Raw genomic sequence first — 21320 nt, 5'->3', positions numbered from 1 at the left:
TTATGACACAGGATGAAGTTAAAGCGCTGTTCGTCTACGAACCGCTGACGGGGCTATTGCGTCGCGTGGGTGGTCGTAAACTCTACCCGTGGCATGGTACCGGTAAGAATAAGCGTTATCTGGCAACCACTATCGGCAGAAAAACCTACTACCTGCATCAGCTTGTCTGGCTCTACCACCACGGCGCTATACCGCCAATGCTCGACCACATAAACCGCGATCCGCGCGATTGCAGGATCGAAAATCTTCGAGTCTGCAATAACGCCCAGAATCAATACAACATTGCCAAGCGGAAGCACAACAAATCCGGTTTCAAGGGCGTTGTGTTTCACCCTAAATGCCCGCGAAAGCCGTGGCAGGCAAAAATTGTAATCCGAGGAAGAGTTAAGAGTCTCGGGTATTTCCCAACAAAAGAGCAGGCAGCAGAAGCTTATACCAAAGGCGCAAAGCTTTATGCTGGCGAGTTTGCCAACTTCTGAGGTAACCCCTATGTCATTTAAATATCGGGACAGTCCGCTTTATTACCGGACTGCGCGGGAGGCTTTGCGCCTTGAGCAATCAGGCGAGTATGGCCGGGCGGCGAAGGTCTGGGCGAAAGCCAACCGCGAATCACGTAACGAACTGAATCAGGACTGGAGCGAACGCCGGTCTGATTTTTGCCTGATGCAGAACATGCGCGAAAAGCGTAGGGAGGTGAATGATGCGTAATACAGCGAAACTACAACTGGGGTTCTCCCCGCTATCCAAAAAGATCATGTTGGCAAAAATGCGCGATGTTGACGGCGGTCGCTTGCGTGTTGGCAATGACCCTGGGCGTGACGTAACGAACGAAGCCGCGCAGTTAGTTTGGCAGCTGGTAATGGCAGAAGGCGGCGAAATTAGCTGGGGTCTTGATGATGGTAGCCGGATGGTACTGAGGGCTGAAAAGCAGGTGAAGTAAATGGCCTACGAACGTGAAAGCCTTATCGAAAAGCACCTCGTCACCGAAGTGAAAAAGGCTGGCGGGGTTGCCTTTAAGTTCGTGTCACCCGGTCGCCGCTCGGTACCGGATCGCATTGTCCTGCTACCCGGCGGCCGTCTCATCTTTGTCGAATGCAAAGCACCTGGCAAACCACCACGCGCCGACCAGCTGCGCGAGCACGAACGGCTGCGCACGCTGGGCTTTACCGTGGTGGTGCTGGATAGCAAAGATCTGGAGGGGATATTGTGCGAAAAGTCCAACGACGCAGTAAATTCCGCCTGATCGGCGGCCCGTACGATGGCGCTATGGTGATGCTGTTTACCGCTGGCACACTGGAGTTTACAGCTAAGGGGCAGACCGGGCGGTATACAGGTCAAAGCGGAGACAGGCTACACTGGGAGGAAAAACGTGTCGGTTAATTCCCCCTCTAAAATTTTCACGCCCCGCCCTTATCAAGACCTCATCATCAACCACGAAATCGACATCCTGCGCTGCAACATCTGGGCGGGAATGGGCATGGGTAAAACCGTGGCGACGCTCACCACGCTGGAAGACCTTTTTATGGCGGGAGCGGAGACACAGCCTGCGCTGGTTCTCGCGCCTCTGCGCGTGGCCGCCAGTACCTGGCCGGATGAAGCGGTGAAGTGGGGGCACCTGCGCAATATCGAGGTGCAGCCGATTGTCGGTAATGCCAAAGCACGCGCTGCGGCGCTGGCGAACAGCAACGCCAGCGTGTTTACCATCAACTACGACAATCTGGTCTGGCTGGTGGAAGAGCTGGGCGGCGGCTGGCCGTTCGGTACTGTCATTCCCGACGAAAGCACCCGGCTGAAATCCTTCCGGCTGCGCGGTGGCGGTAAACGAGCGGCGGCGCTGGGCAAAGTGGCGCATAAGCACACCCGGCGCTGGATGAATCTCACCGGTACGCCAGCGCCGAACGGCCTGGTGGATTTGTGGGGGCAAGCGTGGTTTGTGGATCAGGGTCAGCGCCTCGGGCGCACCTACGGCGCGTTTACTTCCCGTTGGTTCAACTCAATACAGTTTCCGGGGCAGAGCTGGACGAAGCTGGAACCGTTCGCCCATTCGCAGGACGAGATACAGCGGGCGCTGGCCGACGTAACAATCTCACTGGACGCCGCCGACTGGTTCGACATCAAAGAGCCCATCCATAACGTGATACGCGTGGACATGCCACCAAAGGCACACCAGCAGTATCGCGAAATGGAAAAAGAAATGTTCCTCGAACTGAACGGCGAAGGCATCGAAGCGCCGAACGCCGCGGCAAAGACTGTGAAGTGTCTGCAAATCGCCAGCGGCGCGGTGTACACCGACGACGCCGGAAACTGGTCTGAACTGCACGACGCGAAGCTGCAGGCGCTGGACAGTATTCTCACCGAAGCAGCTGGCGCACCGGTCCTGGTGGCCTACCACTGGAAACACGATCTTGAGCGCCTGCTTAAAGCGTTTCCCCGAGGTCGTCACCTCGACCAGGATCCACAGACCCTTCGCGACTGGAACGCCGGAAAAATACCGGTCCTGTTCGCACACCCGGCCAGCGCCGGCCACGGCCTGAATATGCAGGACGGCGGCAACATACTGGTGTTTTTCTCGCACTGGTGGGATCTGGAGCAGTACCAGCAAATAGTTGAACGCATCGGACCAACCCGCCAGATTCAGGCCGGACACAACCGCCCGGTGTTTATTCACCACATTATCGCCGCCGACACTATGGACGAAATGGTGATGGAGCGGCGCAACTCAAAACGAACAGTGCAGGACATCCTGCTCGATGCCATGAAAAAGAGAGGTATAGCATGACACCGGTTATCTCTGACACTGACCTGATTAACATCAAAGAGGTTGAGCGCTCTGTTGGGCTGAAAAAATCCAGCATTTACGAGCGCATCAGCAATAACGAATTTCCGAAGCCTAAGAAGCTCGGAAGCCGAACCTCCCGCTGGGTACGTGGCGAGGTCGAAGAGTGGAAAAAACAGTTTCTTTAAATCAAACGCAGCTGGTCAATATAATCCGCGTACCACTGCATCATTTCCCGACGTCCTTCCATATACAGGGCATGGTTATAAACCCCGCGTATATTGTTCTTGTCAACGTGAGCGATCTGGAGTTCAACCCAGTCAGAGTTGAATCCTTTATCGTTCAGGATGGTGCTGAACGTATGCCGGAAGCCATGCCCTACTACCCTTCCCTTATACCCCAGCGTGTGGATCATCCTGTTTATTGTGTTCTCGCTCATGACCTTTGACGGGTCATTCCTGCCGGGGAACATATTCACGTATCGACCTGTCAGGCCGTGTAATTCTTTCAGCAAGACAACAAGCTGATCGGAGAGCGGTACCAGATGCGGGCGATCCATCTTCATAAATTCGGCGGGTATCTGCCACAGCCGATTATCGAAATCTACCCATTCCCATTTTGAATGCCGCAGTTCGTAAGTACGCAGCCCTGCCAGCATCATGATCTGCAAACCCAGTCGGGGGAGCGGGCTCCCCTTGTAACCTTCAAGCGCCGCCAGAAAATCGGGCAGTTCTTCAGCCGTCAGGAACGGAAAGGACTCCCCCTTATGGCCGGTCATGGCACTGTTCAGTTCGCTGACGGGGTTATACTTCGCGCGCCCTGTCGCAACGGCATAGCTGAATACTTCACCGCACCACCGGCGCGTTTTGGCTGCTTTCTCGGTTGCGCCGCGATTCTCAATTTTGCGCAGTGCCGCCAGCATCTGAACCGGTTCGATTTCAGCAACCGGCAGCTTACCCACAGCTGGGAAAATATCTTTGTTGAACGCTTCGAGAATGTCAGAGGCATAGCCAGGCGACCAGCGCGGCTTCTTGAATTCGTGCCATTCTGCGGCAATCTCTTTAAACGTGATCGTCTTTGCTGCCGCAGCTGCAACATGGCTTTTGACTTTCACCGGATCAACACCTGCTGCAACGTTCCGCCTGGCCTCGTCTCGCTTTTCGCGTGCAGCTGCCAGCGAAACAGCCGGGTACACACCGAGCGCCAGCATCTTTTCTTTACCGGCGAAGGTATAGCGATAGCGCCAGTATTTTGCCCCACTGGTTTTCACCAGCAGAATAAGCCCGTTACCGTCTGGCAGCTTGTAGTCTTTCTCGGCAGGCTTTGCCGTCTCAACCTGTCGCGCGTTTAATTTCATAGGTACCCGCCTCAAACTCAGATACCCGATTATGTACCCGTTTTATATTTGGATTGCAACGGTAAAAGGTGGATAACGGCGGACAAACAAAACAGTCAACACCGCGAAAAACAAGGAAAAATGGACGATTGGGGATGGTACTGGATGAAATAATGGTGCCGATAATAGGAGTCGAACCTACGACCTTCGCATTACGAATGCGCTGCTCTACCAACTGAGCTATATCGGCCCTGAAAGGCCGGTTACGAGCGTAACCACGGGGCAAAAGGTTAGATCTAACCGGGTGATGCGTCAATGCCCTTTTGAATCAAACGGCTACTTTTGCATCACCCGTGATTATTTACGCACGAATCGTATCGTCACCGAAGCCGATCCACTTATACGTGGTCAGTGCTTCGAGGCCCATCGGACCGCGTGCGTGCAGTTTCTGCGTGCTGACCGCCACCTCGGCACCGAGGCCGAACTGACCGCCGTCGGTGAAGCGGGTGGAGGCATTCACATATACCGCAGAAGAATCCACTTCGTTCACGAAGCGATCGGCATTGCGCAGCGTACGCGTCAGGATGGCGTCAGAATGCTGCGTGCCATGCTCACGGATGTGCGCAATGGCGTCGTCGAGATCGCTCACGATTTTCACGTTCAGATCCAGTGACAGGAACTCGTCGTCGTACTGCTCCGCATTGACGGGAACCACGTTAGCCGGGCCATCCTGCAGCAGCGCGAGCGCACTGGCGTCAGCATGCAGCGTCACGCCGCTCTCGGCCATCTGTTTGCTCAGGGCCGGCAGGAAGGCGTTTGCAATGTCCTGATGCACCAGCAGCGTTTCCACGGTGTTACAGGTGCTCGGACGCTGGGTCTTCGCGTTAACGATAATCTTCAGCGCCGGTGCAATCTCAGCGCTGTCGTCTACCACGATGTGACACACGCCGATACCGCCGGTGATCACCGGAATCGTCGACTGCTCGCGGCACAGCTTGTGCAGGCCCGCGCCGCCGCGTGGGATCAGCATGTCGATGTATTTATCCATGCGCAGCATTTCGTTGACCAGCGCGCGGTCCGGGCTCTCGATCGCCTGTACGGCACCCGCCGGCAAGCCACACTCTTCCAGCGCCTGCTGAATGACTTTCACCGTCGCGGCGTTGGTGCGCCAGGTCTCTTTCCCACCGCGCAGAATGGCGGCGTTACCGGTTTTCAGGCACAGGGAGGCGACATCCACCGTCACGTTTGGTCTGGCTTCATAAATAACGCCGATAACGCCGAGCGGCACGCGACGGCGCTCCAGGCGTAAACCGCTGTCCAGCAGCCCACCGTCAATCACCTGCCCTACCGGGTCGGCCAGATTGCATACCTGACGAACATCGTCGGCGATGCCTTTCAGGCGGGCCGGGGTCAACGCCAGACGGTCGAGCATCGCTTCGCTCAGACCGTTGCGGCGCGCTTCCAGTAAATCCTGCTCGTTGGCGAGCAAAATCTCCTGAGACTGTGATTCGAGATAATCAGCGATTTTTTCCAGCACGCGGTTTTTCTCGCGGCTGGAAAGGAGCGCCAGTGTATAAGAGGCGGCCTTCGCGGCGGCGCCCATTTGTTCCAGCATGTTCTGGCTCCTTAACGAATAATCATGTCATCGCGATGCACGGCAACCGGGCCATATTCATAGCCCAGAATGGCGTCGATCTGCTGCGAATGGTGACCCGCGATGCGGCGCAGGGCATCGCTGTTATAGCGGCTTACGCCGTGGGCGATGTCGCGGCCTTCGAGGTTACGAATACGGATCACTTCACCACGGGAGAAGTTGCCTGTCACGCTTTTAATTCCTTTAGGAAGTAATGAACTTCCTCGTTCCAGAATCGCGGCGGTTGCCCCTTCATCGACGACGAGTTCACCCGCAGGCGGCGCGCCAAATATCCAGCGCTTACGGTTTTCCAGCGGGGATTCCTGAGCGTGGAAGCGGGTACCGACGGAGATGCCTTCCATCACGTCGCCAATCACGCCAGGGCGGCTGCCCGCCGCAATGATGGTGTCGATACCGGCGCGGCACGCTACGTCAGCGGCCTGCAGCTTGGTCCCCATACCGCCCGTTCCGAGGCCGGACACGCTGTCACCGGCGATGGCGCGCAGCGCATCGTCGATACCATGAACGTCGGTAATCAGCTCGGCTTCCGGGTTAGCGCGCGGATCGGCAGTGAACAACCCCTGCTGATCGGTCAACAACAGTAATTTATCGGCTCCGGCCAGAATGGCCGCCAGCGCCGAGAGGTTATCGTTATCACCCACTTTGATTTCAGCGGTAGCAACGGCATCGTTTTCGTTAATAACCGGAACAATATTGTTGTCCAGCAGCGCGCGCAGGGTATCGCGGGCGTTCAGGAAGCGCTCTCTGTCTTCCATATCCGCACGCGTCAGCAGCATCTGCCCGACGTGAATGCCATAGATTGAGAACAGCTGTTCCCAGAGTTGAATGAGTCGGCTTTGTCCCACGGCGGCCAGGAGCTGTTTGGAGGCGATCGTCGCGGGGAGTTCGGGGTAACCCAGGTGTTCACGCCCGGCGGCAATCGCCCCGGAGGTCACAATCACAATACGATGCCCTGCGGCATGTAACTGAGCGCACTGACGTACAAGCTCAACAATGTGGGCGCGATTTAGGCGGCGCGATCCGCCTGTTAAAACACTGGTACCGAGTTTTACCACCAGCGTCTGGCTGTCACTCATGATTCTCTGCCGTTCAACGATAAGGGAAAGTAATGTCAAACGAACGTTTTAACAGGAGTCAGCCCCGTTGCCAACTGCCTTAGCACATCGCGAAACACTTTGTTGCGCGGGATCAGGGAGCGTAGCGGGAGAATTTGACAGTTTTATTACCGAAATAATAAATCACAGTTTTTTAAAATTATTCTTAGTTTGTCATAAAAGTTTCATTCCAGAACGATAAAACCCTTCCTGTTTTTTCACGGGACTTAAGCATGAGCTTATCGTCCAGCGAATTTTTTAGCGCGTTTATAAGACAGGATCGAAAATGAAAAAGAGCACTCTGGCATTAATGGTTATGGGCGTAGTGGCTTCTGCATCCGTTCACGCAGCTGAAGTTTATAATAAAAATGGTAATAAGCTGGACGTGTACGGCAAAGTGAAAGCCATGCACTACATCAGCGATGATGCTACCAAAGATGGCGATCAGACTTACGTTCGTTTCGGTTTTAAAGGCGAAACGCAGATTAACGATCAGCTGACGGGCTATGGCCGTTGGGAATCTGAATTCGCAGGTAACAAAGCCGAGAGCGACTCTACTCAGAAGACGCGTCTGGCGTTCGCGGGCCTGAAGCTGAAAAACTTTGGTTCACTGGATTACGGTCGTAACCTGGGTGCCCTGTATGACGTCGAAGCATGGACCGATATGTTCCCTGAGTTCGGCGGCGACTCTTCCGCGCAGACCGATAACTTCATGACCAAGCGTGCGACCGGTCTTGCCACCTACCGTAACACCGACTTCTTCGGTGCGGTTGACGGCCTGGACATGACCCTGCAGTACCAGGGCAAAAACGAAAACCGCGACGCCAAGAAACAGAACGGTGACGGTTTTGGTACCTCTCTGACCTATGACTTCGGCGGCAGCGATTTCGCCGTCAGCGGCGCCTACACCAACTCTGACCGTACCAACGCTCAGAACCTGCTGGCGCGTGGCCAGGGCCAGAAAGCAGAAGCCTGGGCAACAGGTCTGAAATATGATGCGAACGATATTTATCTGGCTGCAATGTATTCAGAAACCCGCAATATGACGCCAATTTCCGGTGGGTTTGCAAATAAAGCGCAGAACTTTGAAGTGGTCGCACAATATCAGTTCGACTTCGGTCTGCGCCCGTCCCTGGGATATGTCCAGTCTAAAGGCAAAGATATCGAAGGTATTGGCGACGAAGATCTGGTGAAATATATTGACGTTGGCGCGACCTATTACTTCAACAAAAATATGTCCGCCTTTGTTGATTATAAAATCAACCAGATTGACGACAAAAATAAACTGGGCGTGAGCAGCGATGACATCGTTGCACTGGGTATGACCTACCAGTTCTAAGATTATCCGAATAAGAAAATCCCGGCAGTTGAGCCGGGATTTTTTTTGCCCGGTGGCGCTGCGCTTACCGGGCCTACGGGATAGTGCATTTTGTAGGCCGGGTAAGGCGAAGCCGCCACCCGGCGCTGTGACGCTATCAGGCAGTCAGCTTCACCGCTTCGCTGGAAAAGTCATCTGCGGGTTCGAACTTGAGATCCAGAGTCGCCAGCAGTGCGCTCGCTTTGTCGTGAAACTCTTTCAGGGTGTATTCCAGGCGGTCAATGACTTCCTGATCTTTAATGGTGGTCGCCTGCCAGTTGCCGTCTTTATTAAACAGGCCAAACTGGTAGCTATACGTAAAGCGTTTTTCCTCTGCTTCCATTTCCATCCACCAGCCCCAGAATTCACGTTTTTCGGGTGCAGGCTTCACGTTGACGCATACAGCCAGGCAGTCGAAAAAAAAGCGATTCTCTTCACACTGCTCTTCTCGAATATACGGGCCAAGAGCCATGAACTTCTTAATCAATCTACTTTTCGGGTGTCCACTCGGTAACGTCATTGCGATCTCCTTTTGTGAAGCCACTGTTTTACCAAACCAGCGAAATTTAGCAATCTATTAACACAATCTCTGAGCGATCCAGCGCGTAATCTCTTTCAGTGCTTTGTCGAAATTCTGATAGACCGGGCTGAACGGCACCTCAAGCAATTTGCCATCCGCAGATGACGAAGTGATTAAGCGCGACTCTTCTTCCGGACTAAATGGATCGTTTTTCCAGAACCCCGACAGCATCGGCGTTGGGCAGCGACGTCCCAGCAAGCCTTGCGTTTTTAACGAGTAGCGATTGAGCTCAACGCGCAGCGCTTCGTCTGATGCATCATGCATGCCAAGACGGCTGGCCAGCACATCAAGGTACATTTCAGGTACGTTGCCCTGACGGGCAGGATCGCTGAGCAGGGCGTGTACGACCGGGCCGAGGCAGGCGACGGCTTTAAGGCGAGAAGATTCAAGATAAGCCAGACGCACCGCGACGTTCGCGCCGAAACGGAAGCCGAATGCCGCCACGCGGGTGTGGTCAACCCAAGGAATGTTTTCCAGTGCTTTTAGCGCATGCTGGTGCAGCAGGCTGGAATCCTGAGTCAGTTTCCATTTGGAGGAGAAACCAATTGAAGGCATATCAAGCGTCAGCATCGCGATCCCTTTTGGTGCGAAGTAGCGCTCATACAGGCTGTAATAATCGATTTGCAGCGAATCCAGCCCGCCGCACATGAGGACGGTCGGGAACGGGCCTTCACCTTCAGGCATATGCAGGAACCCGGTAATGGATGACCCACCCGGAATGGTAAACTCGAGTTCGCGCATCTGGCCAGGCAGGCGTTGAGCCGCCTCTTCGTAAGCGCGATTCGCCAGTGCCTGTGCCTGCTCAGCAAGCTCATCACCTTTCAGATGTGGATAAGCGGCAATGGCGTAGAGATTGGCCGCATGCAGCCAGTGCTTGCCGCTGCGCGTGGCATCCTCTTCCTGGCTGGCTTTTTGCTGCCAAACCATCGCCTGTTTAGACCACTCATAGATCCAGTTTCCGCCACGGTAGCCCACCACGGTATCATAGAGTTCGTTGTCGGTACGCTCGGCTTCACTCATCACGATACGTGCCTGCACATCGAGGATTTCACGGGGGTCGATACCGCGCCAGATCCACATCAGGCGATTAATCATGCGATACCAGTGAGGCACGTTTTTACCGTCTAACGCGGACTGGACGGCAGGCTGGGTACCCGGATTAAAGCGACGCACCAGCGTCGACGTTTCAGGGTGTTTGAAACGGGGTTTGAAGAGTGTCTCGGTGAGATTCGCCTGCGTCATTGCGTTGCCTCCATGAATACGTCATATGAAGACTATTGTAACGCGTGGCAGGCCAAAAAGAACAACGCCCGACATAGCCGGGCGTGTAAAGTTACGTACTGGTATTAACGGCCTGAAATAGGCGGTACAAAGACCACGCCCATATCCCATGGCTGTTCAATCCAGGTATCCTGCGGGATATCAATCACGTAATCGTCAACCAGCGGGCGGCCAGCCGGTTTAGCGAAGATAGTGACGAAGTGCGCTTTAGGATACATTTCGCGGATAGCGACCGCAGTACCGCCGGTATCCACCAGGTCATCAATAACGATGAAGCCTTCACCGTCACCTTCCGCACGTTTCAGCACGGTCAGCTCGCGCTGGTTGTCATGGTCATAGCTGGAGATGCAAACGGTATCGACATGACGAATACCCAGCTCACGTGCCAGCAGCGCCCCCGGTACCAGACCGCCACGGCTGACGGCAATAATGCCTTTCCACTGTTCGGAAGGCATCAGACGCGCAGCCAGTTTGCGTGCGTGAATCTGCAACATGTCCCAGGTGACGACGTATTTTTCGCTCATGTGAAGTGTCCCAGCCTGTTTTTATACGGCTTAAAAAGTGTTCGAGGGGGAAATAGGTTGCGCGAGATTATAGAGATCTGACGCACTAAAAACCAGTGTTTAGCGCCCTCTGCCTGAGTTTTTACATGCTTTATGCTACCAGCCAGCAGAGAAAGTGGTATTCTCAGTTTCATCTCGCAAGCCTGACTTGTGGTAACTATTAACCTGCTAACCCTGTGACCTGCAACCCTGTTTGCAGCGCCTCGACAAGGAGACTTATCGTGTCTGAACTGTCTCAACTATCTCCGCAGCCGCTGTGGGATATTTTTGCCAAAATCTGCTCCATTCCACACCCTTCCTACCATGAAGAACAGCTTGCCGAACATATTATGGGCTGGGCGAAGGAAAAAGGTCTGCATGCTGAACGCGACCAGGTTGGCAATATTCTGATCCGCAAACCTGCAACCGCAGGCATGGAAAACCGCAAACCGGTTGTGCTGCAGGCGCACCTGGACATGGTGCCACAGAAGAACAACGACACCGTTCACGACTTCACCAAAGACCCGATTCAACCGTACATCGACGGCGACTGGGTGAAAGCACGCGGCACCACGCTGGGCGCGGATAACGGCATCGGTATGGCCTCTGCGCTGGCGGTGCTGGCCGACGACAGCGTTGAGCACGGTCCACTGGAAGTGCTGTTAACCATGACCGAAGAAGCGGGCATGGACGGCGCATTCGGTCTGCAGGCGAACTGGCTGCAGGCGGATATCCTGATCAACACCGACTCAGAAGAAGAAGGCGAGATCTACATGGGATGCGCGGGCGGGATTGATTTTATCTCTACCCTGCCGCTGTCTCGCGAAGCGATACCTGCGGGCTTCCAGACCTTCAAGCTGACGCTGAAAGGTCTGAAAGGCGGCCACTCCGGCGGCGATATTCACCTGGGTCTGGGCAACGCCAACAAGCTGCTGGCACGCTTCCTGGCAGGCCATGCGGCCGAGCTGGATCTGCGTCTGGTGGATTTCAACGGCGGTACCCTGCGTAACGCGATCCCACGCGAAGCGTTCGCCACCGTAGCGGTTCCAGCAGCAAAAGCGGACGAGCTGAAAAAACTCTCCACCGTGTACCTGGATATCCTGAAAAACGAACTGTCGGCGAAAGAGAAGAACCTGACCGTAGTGCTGGAATCTGTTTCTACAGATAAAGCCGCGCTGACCGTGCAGTCTCGTGACACCTTTGTTCAGCTGCTGAACGCGACGCCAAACGGCGTGATCCGCAACTCTGACGTGGCGAAAGGCGTGGTGGAAACCTCACTGAACGTGGGCGTGGTGACCATGAGCGACGACAGCGCGGAAATCATCTGCCTGATCCGTTCACTGATCGACAGCGGTAAAGAGTACGTGGTGAGCATGCTGGAATCTCTGGGCACGCTGGCGGGCGCGAAAACGTCTGCAAAAGGCAGCTACCCGGGCTGGCAGCCGGATGCAAGCTCTCCGGTGATGGCGCTGGTGCGTGAAACTTACCAGCGTCTGTTCAACAGCACGCCAAACATTCAGGTGATCCACGCGGGTCTGGAATGTGGTCTGTTCAAGAAACCGTATCCGGATATGGATATGGTGTCCATCGGGCCAACCATTACCGGTCCACACTCGCCGGATGAGCAGGTTCATATCGAAAGCGTCGGTCACTACTGGACGCTGCTGACTGAACTGCTGAAAGCAATCCCTGCGAAATAACATCTTCATCCCAGCCCTCTTCCTGTGGAAGAGGGTGAAAAATCCAGGCCCGGTAAGCGTAGCGCCACCGGGCTTTTTTACAATCCCAGAACCAGCTGTCGCTCTAGCTGCGGATCCAGCAGCGTGACGTGCAATCCCACCAGCCTTACCCCTCGCCCGCCCCGGCGCTCTTCCCATGCCTTTTTTGCCGTCGCGATAAGATCGTCTTTATTCAGTCGCGGCCAGACGTGTTCCTGCGTGGTCTGCTGGAAGTCGTTGAATTTTAATTTGATACCCTGACGGGCAATCAGCAGGTCCGGCTTCACCTTGATTAAACGCCGTTCCAGCTCCGGATAAAGCTGTTCCGTGATGATCATTTCGCATTCGGACCAGTCATGTATATCTTCAATGAGGGTGCGCTCAACGCCGACGGATTTACGGAGCCGCTCGCTGTTCACATCGCGATCGTCAATTCCCTGGCTACGCTCCCACAGTACGCGGCCAAACTTCCCGAAGCGCTTAAGCAGCATGGCGAGATCGCTTCGCTGCACGTCCTCACAGGTCCGTAGCCCCATGCTTTCCAGCTTTGCGGCGGAAACTTTTCCTACGCCGGGGATTTTGCCGAGCGGCAGCGTTTTCAAAAACGCAGGCACCTCTTCCGGCGTGATGACGTACTGGCCGTTGGGCTTATTCAAATCGGAGGCAATTTTGGCAAGGAATTTAACGGGCGCGACGCCCGCCGACGCCGTCAGATTCAGCTCGTTGAAAATCGTCTGGCGGATCTCTTGCGCCATCAGCGTGGCGGAGCCGTGGCAGTGAACGCTGTCGGTCACGTCCAGATAGGCTTCGTCGAGCGACAGCGGCTCTATGAGAGAGGTATAGCGGGAGAAGATTTCCCGGATGTGAAGGGAAGCCTCTTTATAGGCTTCAAACCGGCCGGGCAGAAGCGTGAGATGAGGACAAAGCTTTAAGGCCATCGCCGTCGGCATGGCGCTGCGCACGCCAAATTTGCGCGCAGGATAGTTGGCGGTGCTGATGACGCCACGCTGAACGCGGCTGCCGCCAATGGCGATGGGAATATCCCGCAGCGCCGGGTTGTCTCGCATCTCCACTGCGGCAAAAAAGCAGTCCATATCAACATGGATTATTTTGCGCATAGTATGCCCTCACTTATCACTGGATAAGTATACAGTAAACAAATGAGGGTTGAGAAGCGTGCGTGGAAATTGTCGGGTGACGGCTTCGCCTTACCCGACAGACAAGACTAAATAATGCGCTGCTGTTCGCGGGCCATCCTTTTCTTCCGCGCATCGCACGGTTCCGGGCAGTCGCAAACCTTTTCCATCCCAATAGAGGAGATACCGCCGCAGCTGCCCTGAATGCTTTTCCGCTTAACGATCCAGCCTAACGACATGCCGAAGATGACAAGCACAAAAACCACAAAGGTTGCCAGAAACGTCAGCATCATCAACCTCCAAAGTCGTCGAGCAAGATGTTCTCATCTTCGACACCGAGATCTTTCAGCATCTTAATCACGGCGGCGTTCATCATCGGCGGGCCACACATATAGAACTCGCAGTCCTCGGGTGCCGGGTGCTGTTTGAGGTAGTTTTCATACAGCACGTTGTGGATGAACCCCGTATAGCCCGTCCAGTTATCTTCCGGCTGCGGATCGGAAAGCGCAACGTGGAAGGTAAAGTTCGGGTTTTCACGCGCCAGCTGTTCAAACTCGTCGTCGTAGAACATCTCGCGCAGCGAGCGCGCCCCGTACCAGAAGCTGATTTTACGCTTGCTGCCGAGCCGCTTGAGCTGGTCAAAAATGTGCGAGCGCATCGGGGCCATACCGGCACCGCCTCCGATAAAGACCATTTCCGCGTCGGTATCTTTCGCGAAAAACTCCCCGAACGGACCGGAGATAGTCACCTTATCTCCCGGCTTCAGGGACCAGATGTATGACGACATCACGCCCGGCGGTGCATCCGGCACATTCGGTGGCGGCGTGGCGATACGCACGTTGAGCATGATGATGCCTTTCTCTTCCGGGTAGTTAGCCATCGAGTAGGCGCGCAGCGTCGGCTCTTTTATCTCCGATACAAAGCGGAAGAGATTGAATTTGTCCCAGTCGGCGCGGTACTCATCCGGCACGTCGAAGTCCGCATACGCCACGGTATGTTCAGGACACTCAATCTGAATGTATCCTCCGGCGCGGAACGGAACATCTTCCCCTTCCGGTACCCGCAGCTTCAGCTCTTTAATAAAGGTGGCTTTGTTATCATTTGAGATAACCTCGCACTCCCATTTTTTGACGCCGAAGATCTCTTCCGGCAGCTCAATCTTCATGTTCTGACGCACCGCGACCTGGCAGGCCAGACGGCAGCCCTCTTTCGCTTCACGCTTTGTGATATGCGCCAGCTCGGTTGGCAGAATATCGCCACCGCCCTCTTTTACCGTCACGCGGCACTGCCCGCAGGAGCCGCCACCGCCGCAGGCTGACGAGACAAAGATCCCATTGCCCGAGAGCGTATTGAGCAGTTTGTCACCCGCTGGCGTGCGGATCTGATTCTGCGGCTCGTCGTTAATATCAATCACCACGTCACCGGAATTCACCAGCTTCGCGCGCGCCACCAGAATTAACCCTGACAGCACCAGTACGATCAGCGTGAACATCACCACGCCAAGGATAATTTCCATCTGTTAGCCCTTATAGCTGCACACCGGAGAAGGACATAAAGCCCAGCGCCATCAGCCCGGTGGTGATAAAGGTGATCCCTAAGCCACGCAGACCCGCAGGCACGTTGGCATATTTCATTTTCTCGCGGATCCCCGCCATGGTGACAATCGCCAGCATCCAGCCGATGCCGGAACCAAAACCGTACACCACGGATTCACTGAAATTGTAATCACGCTGAACCATAAACGAGACGCCACCAAAGATGGCGCAGTTCACCGCGATCAGCGGGAGGAAGATCCCCAGCGCGTTGTACAGCGACGGGAAGTACTTATCGAGGATCATCTCGAGGATTTGCACCAGCGCCGCGATCACCCCGATAAAGGTGATAAAGTTCAGGAAGCTGAGATCAACCCCCTCCACCAGTGCGCCGTCACGCAGCACAAAGTTGTAGACCAGATTGTTAATCGGAACCGAAAGCCCCAACACAACGGTGACCGCCACGCCCAGCCCAAATGCCGTGGAGACCTTTTTAGACACGGCAAGGAACGTACACATGCCCAGGAAAAACGCGAGCGCCATGTTTTCAACAAACACCGCCCGCACAAACAAACTCAGGTAATGAGCCATCGTCGGTTACTCCTTTTCCTGCTGTTCTGGTCTCAACGTACGAATCAGCCAGATCAACAAACCGATAATGAAAAATGCGCTAGGGGCCAGCAGGAACAGGCCGTTTGGCAGATACCAGCCGCCGTTCTGCACCGTGTCCAGCACCGTGATGCCAAACAGCTTGCCGCTGCCAATCAGCTCGCGCAGAAACCCAACCGTAAGCAGGATCACGCCGTAGCCGAGGCCGTTGCCGATGCCGTCCATAAAGCTCGCCAGCGGCGGCATTTTCATGGCGTAGGCTTCCGCACGCCCCATGACGATACAGTTAGTGATAATCAGCCCGACAAACACCGAGAGCTGTTTGGAGGTTTCATAGGCAAAGGCGCGCAGCAGCTGATCGACCACGATCACCAGCGAGGCGATGATCGCCATCTGGACGATGATCCTCACGCTGTTGGGGATGTGGTGGCGGATCATCGAGATAAACATGCTGGAGAACGCCGTGACCAGCGTAACCGCCAGCGTCATCACTACCGCCGTTTCCAGTTTGGTCGTCACCGCCAGGGCTGAACAGACGCCCAGCACCTGCAGCGTGATCGGGTTATTGGCGAGCAGTGGGCCAATGAGTACTTTTTTGACTTCTTTCAGTTCACCGGTATCAGCCATTGTTCAGCGCTCCTTCACGTACGTTTTTCAGGAAAGGACCAAAGCCCAGCTCGCCCATCCAGAAATCAAAACTGTGCTGCACGCCTTTTGATGTGAGCGTGGCGCCGGAAAGCCCGTCAACGGCGTAGTCGTCACCGGGACGAGCCGCCCCTTTCATCACCTTCAGCGCAGGCAGGCCGTTATCGTCGAGCACTTTCTTGCCGACAAACTGTGCCCGCCAGTTAGGGTTCTCAACTTCACCACCCAGCCCCGGGGTTTCGCCCTGGTCGTAATACGTAATGCCTTTGACCGTGCGGCCATCGGTATCAAGAGCGACAAAGGCATACATCATTGACCACAGACCATTACCGTAAATAGGAAGTACCACTTCCTGAATGCGTTTTTGGGGATCGCGAACCAGATAAACTTCGGCAAGGTTGCTGCGACGCTTAATCCCCGCGGGATCTTGGGATGCCTCCAGCGTCAGGCTCATCTGCGGATCTTTAAGCGCCAGCGCCTGGTTGAATTTTGCCGGGTCTTTATCGAGCAGTTCACCCGTTTTTAAATCCACCAGACGCGCCGAAATACGTTCAGCAAAGACGGCAGAAACGTCGTCTGCGCTCATTCCTTCCTGCATCAGCCCGGCGACGGCCAGAATGTTGCGCTGTTTATCCAGCGCACGTTGCTCTTGCTGCAGGGGTTTTAACCCCACGGCAGAGCCGGCTACGACAATGGAGCAGACCAGGCAGAGCACCAGCACCACCAGCAGCGTTTTGCTGATGCTGTCGTTATTTTTTACTTCAGCCACGTGCCTTCCTCCGCTTGATGTTGGCCCGCACCACCAGGTAATCGAAGAGTGGCGCAAACAGATTGGCAAACAGAATGGCCAGCATCATCCCCTCCGGGTACGCCGGGTTGACCACGCGGATCAGGACACACATTGCGCCAATGAGCACGCCATAGCTCCATTTACCTTTGTCAGTGAAGGAGGCTGACACGGGGTCGGTTGCCATGAACATCATGCCGAACGCGAAGCCACCCAGCACCAGATGCCAGTACCACGGCATGGAGAACATCGGATTGGTGGTCGAACCGATAACGTTGAACAGGGTGGCGGTCAGCACCATGCCGATCATCACGCCCGCAACAATTCGCCAGGAGGCCACGCGGCCAAAAAGAATGATCGCGCCGCCGAGCAAAATCATCAGCGTAGAGACTTCTCCGATGGAGCCCGGAATGTTGCCAATAAAGGCATCAAACCAGGTCACGGGCTGACCCGTCGCGTTGTTCACCAGCGTTTCGCCGCCGTGTGCGGCCCACTGTGAAAGCGGCGTCGCGCCGGAAAAGCCGTCTGCCGCCGTCCAGACCAGATCGCCTGAGATTTGCGCCGGATAGGCAAAGAACAGGAACGCACGTCCCGCCAGCGCCGGGTTGAGGAAGTTCCGCCCGGTGCCGCCGAAGATCTCTTTGGCAATCACCACGCCGAAACTGATGCCCAGCGCCGCCTGCCAGAGCGGTAAGGTTGGCGGGACAATCAGGGCAAACAGAATCGAGGTCACGAAGAAGCCTTCGTTGATCTCATGTTTACGGATGATGGCGAACAGCACTTCCCAGAAGCCACCCACGATAAATACCGTGATGTAAATCGGCAGGAAGAACACCGCGCCCAGCGTCATCATGCTCAGCCAGCCCGCGTCTGCAGCAAAGCTTACCCCTAGCGACTGCGCCAGGCGGTAGTGCCAGTCAGACTGGATCACCTGCGCCAGCTGCTGCGCATCGTACATGTGGTGCAGCGCCGGAATGGTCTGCAAGCCAACGTTGTACATGCCCCAGAACATCGCCGGGAAGACCGCAAACCATACCAGAATCATCATGCGCTTAAGGTCGATGGCATCGCGAACGTGCGCCGCCCCTTTCGTCACCAGCCCCGGCGTGTAGAAAATAGTCGTCGTGGCTTCATACAACGGGTAGTACTTTTTGAGCTTCCCTTCGGTAAAGTGCGGCTCAATTTTTTCAAAGAGGTGTTTTAAGCCCATCGGTTATCCTTCCTGCTCAATGCGGGTTAACACCTCGCGCAATACCGGTCCATATTCGTATTTGCCTGGACAGACATAGGTACAGAGCGCCAGATCTTCCTCGTCCAGTTCCAGACAGCCCAGCGCCTGCGCGCTATCGGTATCCCCAGCGAGCAGATCGCGCAGCAGCATGGTAGGCAGAATATCCAGCGGCATGACGCGCTCGTAGTTGCCAATCGGGACCATGGCGCGCTCGCCGCCGTGCGTGCTGGTCGAGAAGCTAAACAGCTTATTACGCAGGAAGTGGCCCAGCGTAGTCCGGGTGACGGAGTATTTTTCCGCACCGGGCAGCACCCAGCCGAACAGCTCTTTTTCGCGCCCTTCCTGCACAATGCTGACCTGCAGATGGAAACGTCCCAGATACGCGTGCGCATTGACAGCATGGCGGCCACTGAGGACCGAACCGGAAATCAGGCGGTTTTCACCCTCTTTCATTTCCCCCACCAGCAGTTCATTGATGTCTGCCCCCAGCAGCGTCTTCACCAGGCGCGGGTTTGCAGCCTGCGGTCCACCGATGGCGATTATCCGTTCAGCGCAGAGTTCACCAGTGGTGAAAAGCTTACCGATGGCGATGACGTCCTGATAATTAAGGTGCCAGACCTGTTTCGTCAGGCTTACTGGCTCAAGGAAATGGATGTGCGTCCCGACCAGCCCCGCCGGATGCGGGCCAGCAAACTCATTAAACGTGACCTGCCCTTGCGGATGCCCCCCAAGCTTGCCGCCGCCGGCCTGGCAAACGTGGACTTTCCCCGAAGTCAGGCGGGTTAAAGCTGTCAGTCCGGCATCAAAGGCTTTGCGCTGCGCCAGAATAACCGGTTGCGGGTCCACGCTGAGCGGGTTGGTGTCGATTGCCGTGACGAAAATCGCGGCCGGTTCCGTGCCCGGAACAGGGGATTTGCTGAAGGGACGCGTACGAAGCGCGGTCCATAAACCGGACGCCAGAAGCTGAGCCTGAACGGCGTCACGGTTCAGCGCAGCGAGTTCTGCGGCGTCATAATGGGCAAACTCACGCTTTTCATCGCCTTCAATGCGGATAACTACCGACTGCAGAACGCGCCGTTCGCCACGGTTGATGGCCACAACGGTGCCGCTCGCGGGAGTCGTGAACATCACGCCGGGATTTTTTTTGTCCTCGAAGAGCGCCTGTCCTTTGATCACGCGATCGCCCTCCTGTACCAGCATTGAAGGGCGCATTCCCAGATAGTCGTCGCCCAAAATGGCGACATGACGGACGCTTGCGCCTGTCGAAACGTGCTGCGCGGGCACGCCTGCAATCGGCAGATCAAGTCCTTTTTTTATTTTAAACATGTGGTTAGCAGGTTTCCATGAACAACAATCCAGTGGGCGCAAAGTGTAACATTTTCCCCTTTCCGCGGGCAGGGTATCCGCCATTGCGCGCGCCAAATTGCGAGCTAATGCGCAAAGTTTCTGGAACCATCGCAATTTTGATGGTTTATTAAGTAAAACTAATTTGTAAACTCACCGCCCGGCTCTTGCGAAAATCTATAGCGGTGCTAATGTGAGCGCTCCTAACAGAATAATCTGATTTCGGGTCTCTTTTGCCGTCCTGGCAAGTTGGTCATGGTTTTATCAAGGAACTAGTAGTATGCGTAAAATCGCATTGTTCATTGCGATGCTTCTGATTCCGTGCATGTCGTTTGCCGGACTGCTCAGCAGTAATAGCTCAACGACGCCGGTCAGCAAGGAATATAAACAGCAGTTAATGGGATCGCCGGTTTATATTCAAATCTTCAAGGAAGAGCGCACTCTCGATCTGTTTGTGAAGATGGGCGAGACATATCAGCTGCTTGATAGTTACAAAATTTGTAACTACTCCGGCGGACTGGGGCCAAAACAGCGTCAGGGCGATTTCAAAAGTCCGGAAGGGTTCTACAACGTTCAGCGCAGCCAGCTCAAGCCTGACAGCCGCTTCTATAAAGCCATTAACATCGGCTTCCCGAATGCCTATGACCGTGCACACGGTTATGAAGGTAAATATCTGATGATCCACGGTGCCTGCGTGTCTATCGGCTGTTATGCGATGACCGACTCCGGCATTGATGAGATTTTCCAGTTCGTGACGGGCGCGCTGGTCTTTGGGCAGCCTAACGTTCAGGTCAGCATCTATCCGTTCCGCATGACGGACGCCAACATGGCGCGTCACAAATATTCTTACTACGCGGATTTCTGGAAACAGCTGAAGCCAGGGTACGACTATTTTGAGCAGACCCACAAGCCGCCGGTGGTCTCTATCGTAGATGGCCGTTACGTGGTCAGCAAACCGCTGAGCCACGAAGTCGTCCATCCACAGCTGGCGTCAAATTACACGGTCCCCGAGACAAAATAGCACCCACTCGCCTGGCATAATCTTTTGCCAGGTTTCGTTGCCCGTCAGCGGCTGCGTTGCGATAACAGTGACCACATCGTTCGGTGTGGTCTCCTTCTGAAAATCTATCTCCACATCCTGATCGAGAAGCGTCGCAACGCCAAACGGCGCACGGCGGGTGATCCAGAACAGATTCGTCGAGCAGAACGCCATCACATAGCGGCCGTCAGAGAGCAGCATGTTGAACACGCCTTTTTCACGCAGTTCAGTTGCCAGCGTCGCGATATATTTGAACACGGCAGTCATGTTGCCGGGCGTGCGGGGATAGCGCTCCGTCAGCTTGTGCAGCAGCCAGCAGAAGGCTTTTTCGCTGTCCGTCTCGCCGACCGGGCGGAAATTGCCCGTCTCCAACGACTTATAGCCCGTGAGTTGCCCGTTGTGCGCATAGGTCCAGTTACGGCCCCACAGCTCGCGTGTAAACGGATGGGTATTTTCCAGCGCCACTTCGCCGCGGTTAGCCTGACGGATGTGGGCGATCACCGAGCGGGACTTGATCGGGTAGTCCTGTACCAGTTTGGCAATCGGTGAATTAAAGCTGGGCTGTGGATCTTTGAACGTGCGACACCCTTTTCCTTCGTAGAAGGTGATGCCCCAGCCGTCTTTATGCGGCCCGGTTCCTCCACCGCGCTGCACCAGCC

Annotated in this window: 24 protein-coding genes and 1 tRNA gene; 9 read left to right on the top strand and 16 right to left on the bottom strand. The window is 55.3% G+C overall.

Going from position 1 to position 21320, the window contains the following annotated elements; translation table 11 throughout:
• Positions 1 to 2: 2 nt before the first annotated feature.
• The 6 genes from ACWYRJ_RS15000 to ACWYRJ_RS14975 all read left to right on the top strand — a co-directional run bounded on the left by ACWYRJ_RS15000 (position 3) and on the right by ACWYRJ_RS14975 (position 2964).
• Positions 3 to 479, top strand: coding sequence for an HNH endonuclease (locus ACWYRJ_RS15000; RefSeq protein ID WP_455508185.1), 477 nt, complete (start codon positions 3 to 5; stop codon positions 477 to 479).
• Between the two features lie 10 nt (positions 480 to 489).
• Positions 490 to 708 carry an ANR family transcriptional regulator gene (locus ACWYRJ_RS14995; RefSeq protein WP_023305496.1) on the top strand — a complete coding sequence of 73 codons (219 nt, stop codon included), beginning with the start codon at positions 490 to 492 and terminating at the stop codon, positions 706 to 708.
• On the top strand, positions 701 to 940 hold the full coding sequence (locus tag ACWYRJ_RS14990) for a DUF7446 family protein (RefSeq protein ID WP_023305495.1): 240 nt from the start codon (positions 701 to 703) through the stop codon (positions 938 to 940). The genes ACWYRJ_RS14995 and ACWYRJ_RS14990 overlap by 8 nt, the downstream gene beginning before the upstream one ends.
• Positions 941 to 1243, top strand: a complete 303-nt coding sequence (locus ACWYRJ_RS14985; RefSeq protein WP_455508184.1) for a VRR-NUC domain-containing protein — start codon at positions 941 to 943, stop codon at positions 1241 to 1243.
• A gap of 126 nt (positions 1244 to 1369) precedes the next feature.
• Positions 1370 to 2779 (top strand): SNF2-related protein, encoded by a 1410-nt coding sequence (locus ACWYRJ_RS14980; RefSeq protein WP_455508183.1) that lies wholly within the window; start codon positions 1370 to 1372, stop codon positions 2777 to 2779.
• Positions 2776 to 2964, top strand: coding sequence for a helix-turn-helix transcriptional regulator (locus ACWYRJ_RS14975; protein WP_000189281.1), 189 nt, complete (start codon positions 2776 to 2778; stop codon positions 2962 to 2964). Before ACWYRJ_RS14980 ends, ACWYRJ_RS14975 begins: the two co-directional genes overlap by 4 nt.
• Here ACWYRJ_RS14975 and ACWYRJ_RS14970 read toward each other — a convergent pair.
• The 4 genes from ACWYRJ_RS14970 to proB all read right to left on the bottom strand — a co-directional run bounded on the left by ACWYRJ_RS14970 (position 2961) and on the right by proB (position 6842).
• Positions 2961 to 4133, bottom strand: a complete 1173-nt coding sequence (locus tag ACWYRJ_RS14970; RefSeq protein ID WP_455508182.1) for a tyrosine-type recombinase/integrase — start codon at positions 4131 to 4133, stop codon at positions 2961 to 2963. The two genes, ACWYRJ_RS14975 and ACWYRJ_RS14970, sit on opposite strands and share 4 nt — an antisense overlap.
• 153 nt (positions 4134 to 4286) lie before the next feature.
• Positions 4287 to 4362, bottom strand: a tRNA-Thr gene (locus ACWYRJ_RS14965).
• A gap of 111 nt (positions 4363 to 4473) precedes the next feature.
• A complete protein-coding gene (gene proA / locus ACWYRJ_RS14960) occupies positions 4474 to 5727 on the bottom strand; it encodes a glutamate-5-semialdehyde dehydrogenase (RefSeq protein WP_249575819.1) in 1254 nt (417 codons plus the stop codon).
• 11 nt (positions 5728 to 5738) lie between these two features.
• Complete coding sequence (gene proB / locus ACWYRJ_RS14955; protein WP_021242883.1) at positions 5739 to 6842, bottom strand: glutamate 5-kinase; 1104 nt, start codon at positions 6840 to 6842, stop codon at positions 5739 to 5741.
• Positions 6843 to 7146: 304 nt separating this feature from the next.
• Here proB and phoE point away from each other — a divergent pair, with 304 nt between their 5' ends.
• Positions 7147 to 8199 carry a phosphoporin PhoE gene (gene phoE, locus ACWYRJ_RS14950; protein WP_111965853.1) on the top strand — a complete coding sequence of 351 codons (1053 nt, stop codon included), beginning with the start codon at positions 7147 to 7149 and terminating at the stop codon, positions 8197 to 8199.
• Positions 8200 to 8335: 136 nt separating this feature from the next.
• Here the strand turns inward: phoE and crl are convergent, their stop codons facing one another.
• The 3 genes from crl to gpt all read right to left on the bottom strand — a co-directional run bounded on the left by crl (position 8336) and on the right by gpt (position 10602).
• Positions 8336 to 8737, bottom strand: coding sequence for a sigma factor-binding protein Crl (gene crl / locus ACWYRJ_RS14945; protein ID WP_008500249.1), 402 nt, complete (start codon positions 8735 to 8737; stop codon positions 8336 to 8338).
• A gap of 57 nt (positions 8738 to 8794) precedes the next feature.
• Positions 8795 to 10039 carry an esterase FrsA gene (gene frsA, locus ACWYRJ_RS14940; RefSeq protein WP_455508181.1) on the bottom strand — a complete coding sequence of 415 codons (1245 nt, stop codon included), beginning with the start codon at positions 10037 to 10039 and terminating at the stop codon, positions 8795 to 8797.
• 104 nt (positions 10040 to 10143) lie between these two features.
• Positions 10144 to 10602, bottom strand: a complete 459-nt coding sequence (gene gpt / locus ACWYRJ_RS14935; protein WP_010427903.1) for a xanthine phosphoribosyltransferase — start codon at positions 10600 to 10602, stop codon at positions 10144 to 10146.
• A 260-nt stretch (positions 10603 to 10862) separates the two neighbouring features.
• Between gpt and pepD the strand changes: the two genes are divergently transcribed.
• Positions 10863 to 12320 carry a cytosol nonspecific dipeptidase gene (pepD, locus tag ACWYRJ_RS14930; protein WP_047748040.1) on the top strand — a complete coding sequence of 486 codons (1458 nt, stop codon included), beginning with the start codon at positions 10863 to 10865 and terminating at the stop codon, positions 12318 to 12320.
• Positions 12321 to 12397: 77 nt separating this feature from the next.
• Here the strand turns inward: pepD and dinB are convergent, their stop codons facing one another.
• From dinB to ACWYRJ_RS14890, 8 genes are all read right to left on the bottom strand, one after another.
• A complete protein-coding gene (gene dinB / locus ACWYRJ_RS14925) occupies positions 12398 to 13456 on the bottom strand; it encodes a DNA polymerase IV (protein ID WP_249575820.1) in 1059 nt (352 codons plus the stop codon).
• A gap of 107 nt (positions 13457 to 13563) precedes the next feature.
• Complete coding sequence (gene nqrM, locus ACWYRJ_RS14920) at positions 13564 to 13767, bottom strand: (Na+)-NQR maturation NqrM (protein ID WP_023615899.1); 204 nt, start codon at positions 13765 to 13767, stop codon at positions 13564 to 13566.
• Positions 13767 to 14990, bottom strand: a complete 1224-nt coding sequence (gene nqrF / locus ACWYRJ_RS14915) for an NADH:ubiquinone reductase (Na(+)-transporting) subunit F (protein WP_455508180.1) — start codon at positions 14988 to 14990, stop codon at positions 13767 to 13769. The genes nqrM and nqrF overlap by 1 nt, the downstream gene beginning before the upstream one ends.
• Positions 14991 to 15000: 10 nt before the next feature.
• Positions 15001 to 15597 carry an NADH:ubiquinone reductase (Na(+)-transporting) subunit E gene (gene nqrE, locus ACWYRJ_RS14910; RefSeq protein ID WP_023334613.1) on the bottom strand — a complete coding sequence of 199 codons (597 nt, stop codon included), beginning with the start codon at positions 15595 to 15597 and terminating at the stop codon, positions 15001 to 15003.
• Between the two features lie 6 nt (positions 15598 to 15603).
• Entirely contained in the window at positions 15604 to 16242 is a 639-nt protein-coding gene (locus tag ACWYRJ_RS14905) for an NADH:ubiquinone reductase (Na(+)-transporting) subunit D (RefSeq protein ID WP_008500256.1), read from the bottom strand.
• Positions 16235 to 17029, bottom strand: a complete 795-nt coding sequence (locus ACWYRJ_RS14900; protein ID WP_111965859.1) for a Na(+)-translocating NADH-quinone reductase subunit C — start codon at positions 17027 to 17029, stop codon at positions 16235 to 16237. The genes ACWYRJ_RS14905 and ACWYRJ_RS14900 overlap by 8 nt, the downstream gene beginning before the upstream one ends.
• Complete coding sequence (locus tag ACWYRJ_RS14895; protein WP_047653269.1) at positions 17022 to 18257, bottom strand: NADH:ubiquinone reductase (Na(+)-transporting) subunit B; 1236 nt, start codon at positions 18255 to 18257, stop codon at positions 17022 to 17024. Before ACWYRJ_RS14895 ends, ACWYRJ_RS14900 begins: the two co-directional genes overlap by 8 nt.
• A gap of 3 nt (positions 18258 to 18260) precedes the next feature.
• Positions 18261 to 19604 (bottom strand): Na(+)-translocating NADH-quinone reductase subunit A, encoded by a 1344-nt coding sequence (locus tag ACWYRJ_RS14890; protein WP_455508179.1) that lies wholly within the window; start codon positions 19602 to 19604, stop codon positions 18261 to 18263.
• A gap of 298 nt (positions 19605 to 19902) precedes the next feature.
• Here ACWYRJ_RS14890 and dpaA point away from each other — a divergent pair, with 298 nt between their 5' ends.
• Positions 19903 to 20643 (top strand): peptidoglycan meso-diaminopimelic acid protein amidase, encoded by a 741-nt coding sequence (gene dpaA, locus ACWYRJ_RS14885; protein WP_111965861.1) that lies wholly within the window; start codon positions 19903 to 19905, stop codon positions 20641 to 20643.
• Here the strand turns inward: dpaA and ACWYRJ_RS14880 are convergent.
• Positions 20614 to 21320, bottom strand: a 707-nt coding sequence (locus ACWYRJ_RS14880; RefSeq protein ID WP_455508178.1) for a class II glutamine amidotransferase, incomplete at its 5' end; no start/stop codon positions are given. The two genes, dpaA and ACWYRJ_RS14880, sit on opposite strands and share 30 nt — an antisense overlap.

This window comes from Enterobacter sp. (assembly GCF_977039595.1).
This window is presented reverse-complemented; position numbering and strand designations above follow the sequence as displayed.

Coding starts and splice junctions, on each gene's coding strand:
- ACWYRJ_RS15000 (WP_455508185.1), top strand. CDS start 3: ATGACACAGGATGAAGTTAAAGCGCTGTTCGTCTACGAACCGCTGACG.
- ACWYRJ_RS14995 (WP_023305496.1), top strand. CDS start 490: ATGTCATTTAAATATCGGGACAGTCCGCTTTATTACCGGACTGCGCGG.
- ACWYRJ_RS14990 (WP_023305495.1), top strand. CDS start 701: ATGCGTAATACAGCGAAACTACAACTGGGGTTCTCCCCGCTATCCAAA.
- ACWYRJ_RS14985 (WP_455508184.1), top strand. CDS start 941: ATGGCCTACGAACGTGAAAGCCTTATCGAAAAGCACCTCGTCACCGAA.
- ACWYRJ_RS14975 (WP_000189281.1), top strand. CDS start 2,776: ATGACACCGGTTATCTCTGACACTGACCTGATTAACATCAAAGAGGTT.
- ACWYRJ_RS14970 (WP_455508182.1), bottom strand. CDS start 4,133: ATGAAATTAAACGCGCGACAGGTTGAGACGGCAAAGCCTGCCGAGAAA.
- proA (WP_249575819.1), bottom strand. CDS start 5,727: ATGCTGGAACAAATGGGCGCCGCCGCGAAGGCCGCCTCTTATACACTG.
- proB (WP_021242883.1), bottom strand. CDS start 6,842: ATGAGTGACAGCCAGACGCTGGTGGTAAAACTCGGTACCAGTGTTTTA.
- phoE (WP_111965853.1), top strand. CDS start 7,147: ATGAAAAAGAGCACTCTGGCATTAATGGTTATGGGCGTAGTGGCTTCT.
- crl (WP_008500249.1), bottom strand. CDS start 8,737: ATGACGTTACCGAGTGGACACCCGAAAAGTAGATTGATTAAGAAGTTC.
- frsA (WP_455508181.1), bottom strand. CDS start 10,039: ATGACGCAGGCGAATCTCACCGAGACACTCTTCAAACCCCGTTTCAAA.
- gpt (WP_010427903.1), bottom strand. CDS start 10,602: ATGAGCGAAAAATACGTCGTCACCTGGGACATGTTGCAGATTCACGCA.
- dinB (WP_249575820.1), bottom strand. CDS start 13,456: ATGCGCAAAATAATCCATGTTGATATGGACTGCTTTTTTGCCGCAGTG.
- nqrM (WP_023615899.1), bottom strand. CDS start 13,767: ATGATGCTGACGTTTCTGGCAACCTTTGTGGTTTTTGTGCTTGTCATC.
- nqrF (WP_455508180.1), bottom strand. CDS start 14,990: ATGGAAATTATCCTTGGCGTGGTGATGTTCACGCTGATCGTACTGGTG.
- nqrE (WP_023334613.1), bottom strand. CDS start 15,597: ATGGCTCATTACCTGAGTTTGTTTGTGCGGGCGGTGTTTGTTGAAAAC.
- ACWYRJ_RS14905 (WP_008500256.1), bottom strand. CDS start 16,242: ATGGCTGATACCGGTGAACTGAAAGAAGTCAAAAAAGTACTCATTGGC.
- ACWYRJ_RS14895 (WP_047653269.1), bottom strand. CDS start 18,257: ATGGGCTTAAAACACCTCTTTGAAAAAATTGAGCCGCACTTTACCGAA.
- ACWYRJ_RS14890 (WP_455508179.1), bottom strand. CDS start 19,604: ATGTTTAAAATAAAAAAAGGACTTGATCTGCCGATTGCAGGCGTGCCC.
- dpaA (WP_111965861.1), top strand. CDS start 19,903: ATGCGTAAAATCGCATTGTTCATTGCGATGCTTCTGATTCCGTGCATG.